This window comes from Burkholderia sp. A2 (assembly GCF_001729305.1).
GTDB lineage: Bacteria > Pseudomonadota > Gammaproteobacteria > Burkholderiales > Burkholderiaceae > Burkholderia > Burkholderia sola.
Genome location: NZ_LZXX01000055.1, coordinates 1 through 1,340, shown reverse-complemented (window position 1 = coordinate 1,340; position 1,340 = coordinate 1). Strand labels below are relative to the sequence as shown.

Below are 1,340 nucleotides of genomic sequence, written 5' to 3'. Positions count from 1 at the left end.
GCTGCGCCTGCTCGAACAGGTCGCGCACGCGTGCGGCGCCCACGCCGACGAACATCTCGACGAACGCCGAGCCGCTGATCGAGAAGAACGGCACGGCCGCCTCGCCCGCCACCGCGCGCGCGAGCAGCGTCTTGCCCGTGCCCGGCGCGCCGACGACGAGCACGCCTTTCGGAATCTTGCCGCCGAGCCGCTGGTAGCGATCGGGATTGCGCAGGAACGCGACGAGCTGCTGCAGTTCGGCCTTCGCTTCGTCGATACCCGCGATGTCGTCGAACGTGATGCCGGTCTCCTGCTGCACGTACACGCGCGCGCGGCTCTTGCCCATCCCGGTGAAGTCCTGCAGCCCGCCGCGCTTGCGCAGCATCATGTTCCACACGAACACGAGCAGCATCAGCGGCAACAGCCACGACGCGAGCGACGCGATCCAGCCGGTGTCGGGCGTGCCGTGATAGCGGATGCCGGCGGCGGTCAGCGTGTCGATCAGGTGTTCGTCGGTCACGCGGCTGGTCGTGAAGCGCCACGGCGCGCCGGCCTGCCGCACGATCGCCGCGTCGGACGCCGGCAGCACCGTGCCGGCCTGCGGCATCTTCAGCGCGCCCGAGATCGACGCCGGGCCGACCTCGAGATCGTCGACGAGCCGCGCGGCGACGAGCCGGTGGAAATCGCTGTACGCGATCGGCGTCGACGTCGGGTGCAGCATCAGCAACTGCGCGGCGAACAGCACGAAGAAGCCCGCCGCGATCAGCAATCCCGGGTAGTCGAATTTCCTGTCCATGGCATCGGGCCTGCCGTATCCGCTGCGCGGCGTGCGCTCACGCCGGCACCGGCGCGCAACCGGTACGCGGCCGCCATGCGAAAACGACCTGCATCCACGTCATCGTCGCCTCGCTGTCTCGCGTCGTTCGTCGCATCGATGCCGCCTCGGCAACACCGTCGTCGGCGTTGCCGGGCGATCCTCGCCCGGGCGGCACACCGGCACACCGTCACGCACCGCCCTCGCTTCCAGTCTAGTTCGTGCGCGGGCGTCGCGCCGCTCGGCGCGCAAGCGTCGAATCGTCCGACGAACGGCTTTCGTCGGCCCCCCTTGCCGCGTTATAGTCCCGTGCATGACATTTTTGTGACAGTCGCGTCGCGCCGCCGCGCGCGAGGCCGGCCGTCGCGTCCCGTCCCGCGTCGCGGCAGCCCGCGCGGCGCCGGCGCGCATCGAACGACAACGCCCACCCGCCCATCCGAGGAGCCCACGACGTGAACGACACCCCCGATCGCCCCGACGACCTTCCTGCCGATCCCGAACGACGCCGTGTGCTCGGCGGCCTTGCCGCGCTCGGCGCCGGCGTCGC

1 protein-coding gene is annotated in these 1,340 nt (G+C 70.9%); it reads right to left on the bottom strand.

Features of this window, described 5'->3' with window-relative positions; translation table 11 throughout:
• On the bottom strand, positions 1-775 hold a 775-nt coding region (locus tag A9Z05_RS04325; RefSeq protein WP_256121844.1), incomplete at its 3' end, for an AAA family ATPase.
• Positions 776-1,340: the final 565 nt, after the last annotated feature.